This is a genomic window from Aerococcus sp. HMSC10H05, from assembly GCF_001806975.1.
GTDB classification, from domain to species: domain Bacteria; phylum Bacillota; class Bacilli; order Lactobacillales; family Aerococcaceae; genus Aerococcus; species Aerococcus viridans_B.
In genome coordinates, this window is record NZ_KV786977.1 from 32,325 (window position 1) to 45,692 (window position 13,368).

At 37.6% G+C, this 13,368-nt stretch carries 11 protein-coding genes; all 11 read right to left on the reverse strand.

The features are described 5' to 3' along the window. Position 1: 1 nt before the first annotated feature. The 11 genes from ileS to murD all read right to left on the reverse strand — a co-directional run bounded on the left by ileS (position 2) and on the right by murD (position 13,345). The gene (gene ileS / locus HMPREF3116_RS04295; protein WP_070467952.1) at positions 2 to 2,788 is read right to left on the reverse strand and encodes an isoleucine--tRNA ligase; all 2,787 of its coding nucleotides are present in this window, start codon (positions 2,786 to 2,788) and stop codon (positions 2 to 4) included. 353 nt (positions 2,789 to 3,141) lie between these two features. Further along, complete coding sequence (locus HMPREF3116_RS04300; protein ID WP_070467953.1) at positions 3,142 to 4,083, reverse strand: DivIVA domain-containing protein; 942 nt, start codon at positions 4,081 to 4,083, stop codon at positions 3,142 to 3,144. 12 nt (positions 4,084 to 4,095) lie between these two features. Further along, the gene (locus HMPREF3116_RS04305; RefSeq protein ID WP_070467954.1) at positions 4,096 to 4,887 is read right to left on the reverse strand and encodes a YlmH family RNA-binding protein; all 792 of its coding nucleotides are present in this window, start codon (positions 4,885 to 4,887) and stop codon (positions 4,096 to 4,098) included. Positions 4,888 to 4,985: 98 nt separating this feature from the next. After that, on the reverse strand, positions 4,986 to 5,240 hold the full coding sequence (locus HMPREF3116_RS04310) for a YggT family protein (RefSeq protein ID WP_070467955.1): 255 nt from the start codon (positions 5,238 to 5,240) through the stop codon (positions 4,986 to 4,988). After that, positions 5,233 to 5,805 (reverse strand): cell division protein SepF, encoded by a 573-nt coding sequence (locus tag HMPREF3116_RS04315; RefSeq protein WP_070467956.1) that lies wholly within the window; start codon positions 5,803 to 5,805, stop codon positions 5,233 to 5,235. Before HMPREF3116_RS04315 ends, HMPREF3116_RS04310 begins: the two co-directional genes overlap by 8 nt. Positions 5,806 to 5,820: 15 nt before the next feature. Beyond that, positions 5,821 to 6,501, reverse strand: coding sequence for a YggS family pyridoxal phosphate-dependent enzyme (locus HMPREF3116_RS04320; RefSeq protein ID WP_070467957.1), 681 nt, complete (start codon positions 6,499 to 6,501; stop codon positions 5,821 to 5,823). Position 6,502: 1 nt separating this feature from the next. Further along, positions 6,503 to 7,771 carry a cell division protein FtsZ gene (gene ftsZ, locus HMPREF3116_RS04325; RefSeq protein ID WP_083272759.1) on the reverse strand — a complete coding sequence of 423 codons (1,269 nt, stop codon included), beginning with the start codon at positions 7,769 to 7,771 and terminating at the stop codon, positions 6,503 to 6,505. Between the two features lie 23 nt (positions 7,772 to 7,794). Further along, entirely contained in the window at positions 7,795 to 9,234 is a 1,440-nt protein-coding gene (ftsA, locus tag HMPREF3116_RS04330; RefSeq protein ID WP_070467958.1) for a cell division protein FtsA, read from the reverse strand. Positions 9,235 to 9,425: 191 nt separating this feature from the next. Continuing rightward, the gene (locus HMPREF3116_RS04335) at positions 9,426 to 10,787 is read right to left on the reverse strand and encodes a cell division protein FtsQ/DivIB (protein WP_083272760.1); all 1,362 of its coding nucleotides are present in this window, start codon (positions 10,785 to 10,787) and stop codon (positions 9,426 to 9,428) included. Positions 10,788 to 10,830: 43 nt separating this feature from the next. Continuing rightward, positions 10,831 to 11,928 (reverse strand): undecaprenyldiphospho-muramoylpentapeptide beta-N-acetylglucosaminyltransferase, encoded by a 1,098-nt coding sequence (gene murG, locus HMPREF3116_RS04340; protein WP_070467960.1) that lies wholly within the window; start codon positions 11,926 to 11,928, stop codon positions 10,831 to 10,833. Positions 11,929 to 11,956: 28 nt separating this feature from the next. Beyond that, a complete protein-coding gene (murD, locus tag HMPREF3116_RS04345) occupies positions 11,957 to 13,345 on the reverse strand; it encodes a UDP-N-acetylmuramoyl-L-alanine--D-glutamate ligase (RefSeq protein ID WP_070467961.1) in 1,389 nt (462 codons plus the stop codon). Positions 13,346 to 13,368: the final 23 nt, after the last annotated feature.

Consider the following 13,368-nt stretch of genomic DNA (forward strand, 5'->3'; position numbering starts at 1 on the left):
CTTAATTCTCCTCTTCAACTAAAGCTTCAGGATAGTGGTTAATCACAATATCAGCACAACGAGCACATAAATGTGGCGCAGCTTCAATTGTACCTACTTCTTCATAAACACCACGACAACGTTCACAAGTTTCTCCGTGCGCATGTTCAATCATTAAGCTATAACCTTCGTAATCTGTGGCATCTTCACTAGCTTCCACTAAATCATGAATGGCTAACTGAGATACCATCAAGTATGTAGCTAATTCTTCACCAACACTTTCTAATAATGCTTTTGTTTCATCATTAGCAAAGATATGTAATTTCGCTTGTAATGATTTACCAATCACTTTTTCTTCACGTGCAGTCTCTAAAGATTTGTTTACATCAGAACGTAATGACATGAAAGCTGACCATTTACTTTCTAACGCTTCACTATTGTCATAAGTGACAACCTCTGGGAATTCAGCTAATTGTGCGTAAGCTTCCTCTTCTTGTAAATAAGCCCAAATTTCTTCAGCTGTATGCGGAATAACCGGTGTTAGTAAGATTGTTACTGCCTTAGCCACTTCATACATTACTGTTTGCATATTACGACGTTTTTTAGAATCTGGTAATTCAATATACACTACATCTTTAGCATAATCTAGGTAGAAGTTAGACATATCCAGTGTTAGGAAGTTTGTAATTTCATGGTTAACTGTCATAAAGTCATATGTATCATACGCATGGCGGACATTACGTACCATTTCATTTAAACGATTCATCATGTATTGATCAATGGACGCTAAGTCTTCATAGGCAACTGCATCTTTTTTCACATCAAAGTCGTACAAGTTTCCTAGTAAGAAACGTACTGTATTACGGATACGACGATAGTTTTCAGCGACTTGTCCTAAGATGTCATCGGAAATACGTACATCATAATAAGTATCAACTGAAGATACCCATAGCCGTAAGATATCAGCACCGCGTTGCTTAATGACATCGTTTGGTGAGACGGTATTACCGAGAGATTTACTCATCTTGCGGCCATCACCATCGTTTACAAATCCTTGAGAGAGCACTGATTTATATGGTGCTTCATCATTAACAGCCACTGAGGTTAGTAGTGATGAATGGAACCAACCACGGTATTGATCAGAACCCTCTAAGTACATATCAGCTGGGAAAGTTAGGTCTTTACGCGTACGTAACACACCATGGTGAGATGACCCTGAGTCAAACCATACATCCATGATATCCATTTCTTTAGTGAATTTACCATTTGGAGAAGCGGGATGTGTAAAACCTTCCGGTAATAAATCTTTAGCTTCACGTTCAAACCAAACATTTGAACCAAATTCATCAAACAAATCAGCTATATGTGCAATTGTTTCTGGTGTACATACTGGCTCCCCGTTTTCTGCATAGAAAATTGGTAGAGGTACACCCCAAACACGTTGACGTGAAATTACCCAGTCTTTACGATCACGAATCATATTGTAAATGCGTGTTTGACCAGATGGGTGCCACCATTTCACTTCGTTATCTATTGTATCTAAAGTACGTTCACGAATTTTTTCGACTGAACAGAACCATTGTGGTGTAGCTCGATAAATTACTGGTTTTTTCGTACGCCAATCATGTGGATATGAGTGAGTGAAATAATCTAATTTTAGTAAACGATTATTCTCTTTCATCTTTTCAATAGAAAGTTCATTTCCTTTTTCATAGAATATCCCCTCAAATCCAGGTGCTTCATCGGTAAAGTAACCTTGGTCATCAATTGGTGAAAGTACTTCTAATTTATAATTTAATGATGCAAAATAGTCATCTTCCCCGTGTCCAGGAGAGGTGTGCACTAACCCAGTACCAGATTCCGCAGTAACATGATCACCTAAGATTAATAAAGAGTCACGGTCATAATATGGATGTTCAGCAACCATATACTCTAAATCAGTCCCTTTTAAAGGTTCTCCTTCAACTGTATAATCAGACCAATCTAATTCTGTTGCTAAACTATTCACTAAATCTGTAGCTACAACAAACTTACGGTCCTTAACAGCGACTACTGAATATTCATAATTTGGATTTACAGCAATAGCCATATTGGATGGAATTGTCCAAGGTGTTGTTGTCCAGATAATAAATTCTACATTTTCAGGTAATTTACCTTTTGTATCACGGGCTTTAAAAGCTACATAGATTGATGGTGATTCAACATCATGATATTCAATCTCTGCTTCCGCTAAAGTTGATTCTGAAGATGGTGACCAGTAAACTGGTTTTGCACCTTTATAAATTAAACCTTTTTCATACATATCTCCGAATAAACGGATTTGTTGCGCTTCAAATTCTGGTGATAAAGTAAGATATGGATGCTCCCAATCACCAGCAACACCCAAGCGTTTGAAATCATCTCTTTGCCCATTGATTTGTTGCCAAGCATATTCTTCACATAATTTACGGAATTCAGCTACTGTCATTGACTTACGGTCAACACCTGAATTGGTTAAAGCCTGTTCAATTGGTAATCCGTGTGTATCCCATCCTGGTACATATGGCGCACGGTATCCAGACATTGATTTTGAACGAATAATAATATCTTTTGAGATTTTGTTCATGGCATGTCCGGTGTGGATATTTCCATTTGCATATGGTGGTCCATCATGTAAGATCCAAGGTGTTTTATCTTTATTTTTCTCTTGTCGTTTTGCATAAACATCTTCTTCATGCCATTCCGCTTGACGCTCTACCTCTTTAACTGGTAGGTTTCCGCGCATTGGAAATTTTGTTTTTCCTAAATTTAATGTATCTTTCATTTTCATCGCTTAAAGCCCCCTCATCAATTTCCTAGAAATAAAAAAGCCTCGTCCTAAAAAGGGACGAAGCTACCGTGGTACCACCCAGATTTTGTATACCAAAATAAACGGCATACACTCTATGACTTTATCGCAGTCAACGGTTTAACTATTAAGGCACTAATTAAATGTCCTGTTCAATAAACTACTCCTGGATGATAATAAATAACTTTTCTCGCTCTATTTCGCAGCTAACATAGATTCTCTTTCGATACATTATGTTATTTATTTTGTTCCACTCTACGTGTTCTATTTCCATACGTCATAATATTACTATAAAAATATTGTAAAAACAACTTTTAGCTTGTAAAATTCTCTAATTATTCTTCAGTAGCATCAGATAAACTTTCCAAGTCATCCTCATTTTGCTTTGCTTGGTTTACATCCGCTTTTTCTGTACTTGATTCATCAACAGATTGACTTGTACCTGTTTGATCGCTTTCCTCAAATTCAGAAGACGCACTATCTTCTACACTAGTCGTTTGAATGACTTCATCTTCAAAATGAGTATTATCAGAGCTGCTAACTTCTGAATAAGCATTTTCTGAATTGTTTTTTTCCGAATTTTCAATTGCTGAATCTGCTACTGAGGATTCTTCTTTAGCAACTGTACTATCTTTGAATCCGTTTAAAACAGGCGCAATAGCAGGAATATCGTTGTTAAAGAATTCCTCTCTTCGTTGTTCTTTTTCTGCTTTAACAGCAGCTTCATCGAATATCGCTGCACCCTTATTTGAACGAACTGGTAAATCATATGCTTTCACAATTTCATCTAATTGTGGTGTGGCTACTTCTCCTACAGGTTTTTCAAAGAATAAATTTTCCCATCGAGGATCCTCATACATATCTTTGGCTTGTAAAATCATGGCAAATGATTGGTGTAAGTATGTACGTGCTGCCTCTTGAAGATTATCTGTTTCGGTATTTACAACTGCAGCTTTCTCAGCAGCTTCAGATAATAATAAGCGCGCTTCCTCTTCTGCTCTTTCGACGATTAAACTTGCCTCATTCAGCGCTTCTTCACGTAGACGGTCTGCTGCTTCTTGGGCCACAAAAATAGAACGGTTAACTGTCGCTTCTTTTCGATGAGCAGCATCCACTTCCTTATTCGCTTCATTCAGTTGCTCTTGTAAGGATTTATTTTGTTCTTCCAACTTCTCCATTGAGACACGTACTTTATTCAGATAATCATCTACCTCAGCTTTTCCATAACCTGAAATTTTCTGTTTAAATTTCATATTTTTAATTTCTGATGCGCGCATAAAATGAGCCTCCTATTTGTTTTTAATGACCTCAATTGCTACTCTAATTTTACCTTTTTTAGTTTCCATCTGTGTAGCTACATATTTTAATCTACCATAACCTCTAACCGAAGCAATGTCTCCTGGACTTAATTGTCTTTTTGCATCCTGAACTAATGACCAATTTAATTTGGCAGCACCACCTTCAATAAGTAACTTAGCCTTTGCTCTTGGGATTCTAAATCCATCTGAAATAATCGTATCAAATCTTAATGAAGAAAGTGTGATTTCCATAGGTTGCCAGTCCGATTGAGGTTGGATAATTTGATCACTATGATGAATTTGTACTAACTTAATTTTAGTACCGCCAATCTTATCCATTTGAAAACTGAGAAAATCAGCAATTGCTTTATCAACAAAAAATTGCCATTTTGCCCCAGCTTGAATGATGTCTCCGAGTCGATTACGTTCAACACCTTGGCCTAAAATAGTGCCCAATATTTGTCTGTGTTCTAAGGTATTAAATTTACTCGCATAGTGGATGTCAAATGGTGTAATTTCAAAATCTTCAGGTTGAATGGTGTAATAACTTGGTGCTAGCACACAGCGTTGATTTTCTGCATTAGGATACCCGCCAAAAAAATCATAATGCATCTCATTGTCTTGGCCAATAATCAGCTTAACAATGGCAACTTCCCTCGGATTTAAGAAGGGTGTTACTATAGGCGCGTACTGGTCAAGCACTAGGTTCTTCCAGTCGGTTACTTTTTCAACAAAAGCATGTTCATCAGGTTGGAAGTGCTGTAAAACTTCAATATTTGCCAACTATTTTCCCATCCCTTTCCATCAATTGATTACTCTTATTATACAAAAAAATCGGGTAGATACCTAGACCCACCCGTTTTATAATACCCATGTTGTTATTAAAATCGTAAAATATTTAATCCATTAGAGGCTAATTGTAGGACAATCACGCCTACAAGTACGGAAAATGATATACCTCCCACACTTGGTAGCATATTATCAAAGAATGATAGATATGGGTATGCTAGTCGATCAATAAGTTGACCAAATTTGGATTCTCTGGCTCCAGGGAACCAGGTTAATAATGCATAGATCACTAATACAAGTGTATAAAGGTATATTAAATCTTGAAGTATATTCACTAAACTATTCACGGCTTTCACCCTCTCGATTCCAGATATTACCGCGTTCACGTGATGCTTTGCCATGTGTATTGCTATATTCTTCATATAAACCTTCAATTTGTACGGTTTCAGGAACAGCAATAAACACATCTGTTGCGACGCGTTGTAAATCCCCATTTATAGCATACACAACACCAGTCATGTAGTCGACAAATCTACGAGCATCTTCATCTGACATTTGTGCCAAATTTAATACGACTGATTTACTGCTTAAAAGTGATTGACTAATACGCTCTGCTTCAGCAAAAATACGTGGTTTAAAAATCTCCACAGTAGCTATATTTTTACGTGACTCATTTAAATTGACTACATTATTTCGAGTTGCATCATTTGTCATCGTTTTATTTTGCTCCTTAGTTGCTTGTTCAAATATAAAGTTTGTCTGACTCGATTGGACCGGTTTAGCAATTGTTTCAGAAGTGTTATCTTCAGATGGCGCATAATCACTGCTTTCTACTGGTTCCTGTTCGTAATAGTCAGCTTCATAATCGTCTTCATTGTCAAAGAAATTGGCAAAAAAGTCTTTAAAACCCATAGTGATTTCCTCCGTTTATTCGGTGTCTGTGTTAAAAATGGCTGATCCTACTCTCACAAAATCAGCGCCTTCTGCCACTGCAATTGGATAATCACCTGACATTCCCATACTTAAATGTTTGCAAGGTGCATATGTTTTACCCATTGCTTGTACTTCATCACGTAATTGACGTAGTTGAGCGAAATATTGATGAATTTTATCATCACTCGCATCAATAGGCGCCATTGTCATCAACCCTACAATTTCTACTTTGGGAAAGTCAATAATGGCTTCAATAAAATGATATATTTCTTCCGGTTGGATACCATGTTTCGATGCTTCTCCAGAAACATTCACTTGTAGGAAACATTTCACAACTTTGTCTGCACGCTTATCAATTTCCTTAGCTAACTTTAATCGGTCAAGCGCATGAAAATAATCAATGTGGTTAATCACATTTTTTACCTTGCGTGTTTGTAAAGTACCAATCAAATGCCAAGTAATATCATCTGGCATGGCGGTAGATTTCTCTTGAAAGCCTTCTGGGCGGTTTTCTGCAAAATGTCTTACGCCTGCGTCATAAACACTCATAGCTTCATCTATTGAATGATATTTAGAAACACAAATCAGCGTCACATCATTTGATGATAACGCTGATGATTGTTGTACTTTTGCAATAGTGCCTTCAATAGATTGCAAATTATTGCGAATTTTCATATTAACGACGACGCTTTCTGAAGAAAGGTGGTGTATCTAACTCATCATCATCTAAGTTGTTTGATAAGTAATCATTGTCTACTGGTGCAGACGGTGTATCTTCAAAAGCTCTGCGAGATCTTGTTGAATCTTCATAACGATTGCTATCAAAATCATTAAAGATGTCACGGTTTTCTTCTTGACGGCGTTCAGTTACTTGTTTTTCTTTAAAGTTATCTGGTTGGTTTGCGAAATCACGACCTGAACTTTGTTGGAAAGCTGAGTGTCCACCTGAACGTTTAGCACGTTTTTCATCGCGACGTTTTTCTGTATCAATACCAGTAGCAATAACTGTAACGATAACTTCGTCTTCTAAGTTTTCAGCAATTGTTGTACCGAAGATGATATTTACTTCTGACGAAGAGGCCGCTGCTACGATATCCGCTGCATCTTGTGCTTCGAATAATGTTAAATCGTCGCCACCTTTAATATTCAATAGGATTTGCTCAGCACCATCAATAGATACTTCTAATAATGGAGATGAGATAGCTTTCTTAGTTGCTTCTGCAGTACGGTTTTCACCTGTAGATGCACCGATACCCATTAAGGCAGTACCTTGATCAGCCATTACTGTACGAACATCCGCAAAGTCTAAGTTTACGTAACCAGGTGCAGTAATTAAATCAGAGATACCTTGAACACCTTGACGTAATACATTATCAGCTTCACCAAATGCTTCACGCATTGGTGTCTTCTTGTCAACGATTTCTAATAAACGGTTGTTAGAGATTGTCACTAAAGTATCTACATGTTGTTTCATTTCAGCGATACCTTGGGCGGCAGAACGACCACGTTTTGGTCCTTCAAAAGTGAATGGACGAGTGACAACACCTACTGTTAATGCGCCGATTTCTTCTTTAGCGATACGTGCAACGATTGGTGCAGCACCTGTACCAGTACCACCACCCATTCCAGCAGTGATGAAGATTAAGTCTGCACCTTGTAAAGCTTCACGAATTTGATCTTCTGATTCTTCAGCAGCTTTAGCACCTACTTCTGGTTGCGCACCGGCACCTAACCCACGCGTAGATTTTGGCCCAAGTTGGATTTTAATATCTGCTTTTGAGCTTTTCAATGCTTGTGTATCAGTATTAGCAACGATAAATTCAACGCCACGTACGTTTTCTTCAATCATCCGGTTAACAGCGTTATTACCACCACCACCAACACCAACTACTTTAATTGATGCGTTGTTCATATCCATGTTTTCGTATTCGAATTCCATATCCATTTTATATCCTCCTGGTAAATAAATTAAACAAAAAAGTCTTTGAAGAAATTCTTAATTTTATCAACTGGGCTTTCTTCTTCGCCCGTTTCAGTTTCGTCATTTAATTCATCATATTGGCTAGCTGGTCTTTCTTCATAATAATTTTGTCCATTATTAGAAGGTGATACACTAGGTTCATCGTTAGCACTATCATCTTTTACTTGTCTGTAATTGTCAACTGATTCTGTTTGCTTTGTGCTAGCAATTTGCTCATTACGAGCAGGTGTTGATTGACTAGCCCGACTTGTAGATGCAGCTTTTATTGGTTGGCCATAATCTTGCGCTAGGTGATGAATATCATCTAATTGTGCAACATATTGAATTAATCCAATAGCTGTGGTAAAAATTGGGTTACGTAATCCAACATATTCTGGGATGTAGTAACGCACCTCGTGTCCGAATACTTCTTCAGCCAAGTCAAGTACGCCAGGTAATGACGCTGCGCCACCGGTAACAATAATGCCACCTGGTAAAGCAAATGCTTCAATTTTGTCTAGAGGTTTTTTCAATGTTTCGAATATTTGACGTTCCCGAGCTTCAATAATTTCAGCTAAATAATGCTCATCAACCCGTTCTGGATTCACTTTACCAATTGTTTCAACTGGGAAGAATTCCGAATCACTTGTATCTTTAGATAAGGCATAACCATACTCTAATTTAATTTGTTCAGCGTTTTCAATTGAGGTATTCAATATTGTCGAGATATCTTTTGTAACAAGTTCCCCACCTTCGTGATCGACTGTTGCAAATTTTAATTGATCATCATGGAATACAGACACACTTGTTTGTCCACCACCCATATCAACTAATATTGTCCCGAATTCTCGTTCACTCTTGCTCATTGCGGCATATGCATTTGCATAAGATTGCACAACTAAGTCCCGTATATTCAAACCTGCCATTGCTACACAACGGCGAATATTGTGGACTAGTGTTTTAGGTCCAGTAACCAGACTAGCATATAATTCTAGTCTAACACCAATCATACCACGTGGATCCTTAATGTTGTCAAAGCCATCAACTATGAATTCTTCTGGCATTACGGAAATAATTTCTCTTTCAGCTGGTACTGACCGAACTTTCGCTGCTGCCAATACATTTTTTACATCTTTATCTGTAATTTCTCTGTTATCATTTGACACAGCAATCATACCGTAACAAGGCTCGATGTTCACTTGGTTACTTGGAACAGCTACAATAACATCATTAATCGTATAATTTGCTTTTTGTTCGGCTTTTTTGATTGCACGCTTGATAGACTCAACAGTCTTATCAATATCCACAATCACACCTCTACTGAGCCCTTGTGACCGCTCATGACCTACTCCAATAACATTAATTTGTTGGTTTACATATTCTGCAACTACTACTTTTATTGAAGTGGTTCCAATATCTAAACTTGCAAAAATTTCTGGCTGAACCATGTTTATTGAAACCTCCTAGAAAATTTAATATTTAATCGTATCGTTATTATTTTAACATAGACGGTACTAATTACCAATCGAATTACCGCGACTTTCTAATAGAAATTATAGGCATAGTCAAGGTCTATCAATAGTGATGACGTTTTCCCACAGGCAAACACTTTTAATTGCTTTCACATGGTTTTACCACTTTACTCACTTGAAGTTGTGGCACTATTATTTCCAGTCGTTGCTTCCGTTTCTACAGTCGGACTATCTGCTTGTGTACCAGCATTTTCAACCTGACTCGTTTCACTAGCTGACTGTTCTGTCGTCGATTCTGTTGATGAATCTGCTTCACTACTAGATCCATTATTGCTAGATACATCCAACGCACTCGCTTCACTTTCACTTGAAGCTTTTGATTCAGCTGCAACCGATTCTTCATATGCTTTCTTATCTTCCGCTGAAGCATAAGGATTATTGCCATCATTTAGTTCAGTAAAGTAGATCGCTACTTCCATATCAATTAATCCTGTTTGACCGTCTAATTGACTAGCAATACCATTATAATAACTCATTCGGTCCCCTATTGAGCTAATAAAGCCTTTGACAACATTACCATCAACCATTTGTAAGGCAATTCGATCATTGTTACTATCATCGCCTTTATAAGACACTAGTGAAATTTTTTGGATAATATCGTCCGATAAATTTGAGAATGCTTTGATTGTTTCAGTTAGCTTGGTTCTTTCTTGATCATCAGAAATATCATAATCTTCAAAAAGTGGTAGGTCTTTTTCAAGTGATGGTAAGGGCGAATCAATAATTTCATCATTTTCTAGTAAAGGATAGAAAAAGTCAGCAACTTGTATATAACCGAGTTGACGATAAGCTGACACATTAACAGCCACTTTATTCCACTCAGATACGTTTACGGTTGCAGACTTGACTGAGGGATTTTGGTTAACAATAGCCTGCTCCACTTCACCTTTTGTATTTTTCAATGCTGTCACAGACATACCCTCTTTAAGAGGGTACAGATTCACATCATCTGCTTGCTCTACACCCTCAACACTGATTGAAGCTACATGATTAAATGGTGATGCATAATAACCAGCAACCAATAAGGCAATGATGAATGGTAGCAATAAGCATGTCATCTTCTTCCAGTTGCTTGCATTCTTCTTATGTACCTTCTTAGTCGGAGGCATTTTATCGTTAGTCGTTTCAGCTTGGTCACTAATTGCTATTCGGTGATTGCTTTCAGGCTCACTCTTGGTATTTGACTTTCTTTTTACCTTCAACTTAGGTAGTTGCCATTTAGCTTTCTTCTTGGATGCTTGTTTTTTTTGTTTAGACTGTTTGTTTAAAGCATTTGATTGGCCATCATTAGGACTATTTTGTACACTCGCTTGAGCTTCACTACCTTCTATAGGTGTCTTTTTACCATCATTCCTAGTCTGTTGACCCTTATCAAAATTTACTTTACTTGTCTCAGCAATTTTTTCATGCAGACGTCGTCTTTTCTCTCGCCGTTCTTGACGAATACGTTCTTCTTCTTCCCAATCCATCATCATGCCCCCTTTCTATTTTATTCATTGGAAAAAGGACAACCTATTTTAACAAGTCTTCAATGATTTTAATTAAACGGTCACCCGCATCTGGCACCCCTTGGTTTAAAGCATTATTGGCGATACGGTCACGTTCACTCTTATTCGACATTAAATCATCAATTTCTGACAACAAGTCACCAACATTTAAATCATTTTCCAATATCATGCGCGCGCCATCATGTTTGACTAATGAGCGTGCATTCATTTCTTGGTGATTAGCGGTAACATTTGGACTCGGGATTAAAATAGATGGCGTTCCTAATGAAGTTAATTCTGTCATGGTAGTTGCACCAGAACGACATACAACCAAATCGATTGTATTGAATAAAGCTGGCATATTGTTGATATATGAGACAATTTGTACATTATCCCAGTCATTAAAGTCAGCAAAGGTTTCTTGGAACTCTTGATAATAAGTGTCTCCAGATGCGATTAAAACTTGATAGTCTTTTTCAGTAAAAGCTGGAATCGCTTCTTTTACAGTTTCATTGATCCGTAATGCACCACGACTACCACCAAAAATCAAGACAGTCGGCTTATTGTTTTCTAAGCCATAAACAGTCAAGTCAGCCTTATCAGTGATAGAAGCTACTTCTTGTGCACGCGGGTTACCAGTGAAAACAACTTTGTTAGCATAGCGCTTAAAATCATTTCTCACATCTTCAAAGCAAATAGCTATCTTTGACATAAATGGTGCCAAAAATTTATTGGTCATACCTGCCACAGAATTTTGTTCATGAATTATACTAGGTATATTTAATCGAGCAGCTGCATATAAGACCGGCGCACAAACATAGCCACCAGTTCCAATGACTACATCGGGTTTAAATTCACGAACGATTTGCTTTGCCTTACGGATACTATCAAACATGTAATATACCGTTCTAGCATTATCTAGGGAAAAAGAACGTTTAATCCCTTGAATTTGGACTGTTTTAAAATCGACACCCTCATTAGGAACGATTTTCGACTCTAACCCATTTTCAGTTCCGACATATAGAAATTCTGCATCTGGATATCGAGTTAAAATTTGTTTTCTTAAAGCAAGGGCTGGATAGATGTGACCACCAGTCCCCCCACCAGAAAGTAAAATACGCATGATAATCTCCTTTTTCTAGCGATTCATTTTATTTCTTTAGCTGATCAATAGCTTTAATATAACGTTCACCGCGTACTTCAAAGTTTGGATACTGGTCCCATGAAGCAGAAGCTGGTGATAGTAGAATGGTATCGCCTGGTTCTGACATATTATATGCAGCTTGAACAGCATCTTCAATCCATGTTACTTTTTCAATAGTAGATAAGCCTTGTGATTGACCAAGGGCTTTAAATTTGTCTGCTGCTTGACCAAAAACGACCATCCCTTTCACCTGACGCATATGTTTGGCCAATTCAGTGACTTCATTCCCTCGATCTAAACCTCCAGCTAGCCAAATCACTTGATCTTGGGCTTGATTAAATGAATCCAAAGCTGTGATACTTGCATCGTTATTCGTTGCTTTAGAATCATTATAAAAACGTCGCCCATCAATCTCGGCAACAAATTGTAGACGATGTTTTACACCATGAAATGTAGATACACCATTTTTTATTTCTTCATTTGAGATACCTAATAGTTTACCAATGGCGACAGCTACTAACATATTTTCCAAGTTATGATGACCAGGTAGGAAGAAGTCTTTTCTATTAAAGACTTCTTCTTCATGCCACATAAAATTTTGACTTTCTTGGTCAAACCAAGCACCATCTTTTTGAGCAACAGTGGCTGAAAAGGGTACGATAGTCGCTTTTGTCGACCGTTCCCCAAAAACAGCCTGCTGATCTGCATTTAAGATAAGATAGTCATCTGCTGTTTGGTTAGCTGTAATTTGCCATTTTGCTGAAATATAGTCTTCCATTGAACCATGATAATCTAGATGAGCAGCATAAATATTCGTAATCGCTGCAATATGTGGCTTAAATTCTTTAGTCCCCATCAATTGGAATGAAGATAATTCTAAAATAAGTCGGTCCCTAGCTTTCGCTTGACTTGCGATATCTAAAGATGGAATACCTATATTTCCACCAATAAAGCTATCACCAGATAGACTGTCAGCTTGGGATAACATTTCACCAACTAAACTAGTCGTTGTTGTTTTACCGTTAGATCCAGTTATCCCAATAATAGTCGCATCTGTTAATTTATCAGCAATTTCAATATCAGTGTATACGGGCAAACCAAGCTCTTGGGCTCGAACAACCATTGGATTAGTATAAGGAATACCAGGGTTTTTAACCATAAAAGCAAAGTCCTCATCAAGTAGTGACACAGGATGACCGCCCGCAACGACACGTGCATTATTTTCCTCAATTAGTGCTTGCGCATCCTTATTTTCCTCAAGCGGTTTTGCATCATTGACTGTAATAATTGCACCTAATGCTTGTAAGTGTTTTGCCACTGAAATACCTGTCTTCGCTAGCCCAAGTACTAATATTTTTTTATTGCGAACTGATTTACGCCATTGTGATGCTTCCATAATGATTTCCCCTTTAGTTAAAA

What these genes read in the sequence shown, in the direction of transcription:
- HMPREF3116_RS04315 (WP_070467956.1), bottom strand. Translation starts at nt 5,805, where the DNA reads ATGGGTTTTAAAGACTTTTTTGCCAATTTCTTTGACAATGAAGACGAT.
- HMPREF3116_RS04300 (WP_070467953.1), bottom strand. Translation starts at nt 4,083, where the DNA reads ATGCGCGCATCAGAAATTAAAAATATGAAATTTAAACAGAAAATTTCA.
- murD (WP_070467961.1), bottom strand. Translation starts at nt 13,345, where the DNA reads ATGGAAGCATCACAATGGCGTAAATCAGTTCGCAATAAAAAAATATTA.
- HMPREF3116_RS04335 (WP_083272760.1), bottom strand. Translation starts at nt 10,787, where the DNA reads ATGGATTGGGAAGAAGAAGAACGTATTCGTCAAGAACGGCGAGAGAAA.
- ileS (WP_070467952.1), bottom strand. Translation starts at nt 2,788, where the DNA reads ATGAAAATGAAAGATACATTAAATTTAGGAAAAACAAAATTTCCAATG.
- murG (WP_070467960.1), bottom strand. Translation starts at nt 11,928, where the DNA reads ATGCGTATTTTACTTTCTGGTGGGGGGACTGGTGGTCACATCTATCCA.
- ftsA (WP_070467958.1), bottom strand. Translation starts at nt 9,234, where the DNA reads ATGGTTCAGCCAGAAATTTTTGCAAGTTTAGATATTGGAACCACTTCA.
- ftsZ (WP_083272759.1), bottom strand. Translation starts at nt 7,771, where the DNA reads ATGGATATGGAATTCGAATACGAAAACATGGATATGAACAACGCATCA.
- HMPREF3116_RS04320 (WP_070467957.1), bottom strand. Translation starts at nt 6,501, where the DNA reads ATGAAAATTCGCAATAATTTGCAATCTATTGAAGGCACTATTGCAAAA.